This is a genomic window from Vibrio sp. 1-Bac 57 (assembly GCF_037546855.1).
Classification (GTDB): domain Bacteria; phylum Pseudomonadota; class Gammaproteobacteria; order Enterobacterales; family Psychromonadaceae; genus Psychromonas.
Map to the genome: position 1 here is coordinate 1 of NZ_JALAAC010000113.1, position 570 is coordinate 570.

The 570-nt window shown below is 35.3% G+C and carries 1 protein-coding gene; it reads right to left on the reverse strand.

Annotated features, from left to right (window positions below; genetic code table 11):
- The coding region (locus tag MT391_RS20745) for a DUF3316 domain-containing protein (protein ID WP_499499994.1) at positions 1-242 on the reverse strand (242 nt) is incomplete at its 3' end.
- Positions 243-570: the final 328 nt, after the last annotated feature.

The window sequence follows — 570 nt, forward strand, 5'->3', positions numbered from 1 at the left end:
TTAGTATCTTTAATTTTTAAGTCTTTAGTTGGTGTAGTAGAGATAAGTACCAACTCATGACGTAATTTGTTTTCAGGTAACTGTTTAAGTTGGTTTACGTAATCAAAACCGGCTTCGTAAGCTGCTGCTTTATTTGTGAATGCATCAGTGCTGAAGTTTTTGTCAGAATGAACGACTTGAGTACCAGCAAAAACGCTTGAGCTGATAAGTAATGTTGCTGCTAGAGTTGTTAATTTTTTCATTTTGAATACCTTAAATAATTTGTTTATACATAGTTGTATTGAATGAGTGTTTAATGCGTTACCGCTGTTTCCTCACTCGATGTAGCTATTATGCCTATCATTTATGTGACCGTCATCACTCTATTTTTCCATTCATTGTGGCTTTTTTGTCACCAATCGAATTTAGAATGATAAAGGCTAGGTGATTGTTCACCGTTTACCTTGTTGTTTATTTATCTGTGACGTGGGCGTTGTTACTTCTTACTCACTCACATTAACAAGGTTTGAATCAGCCAACTCCTTTGCGTCATCTTGTTTTAATACACACTCACTTTCAAAAGACCTACCT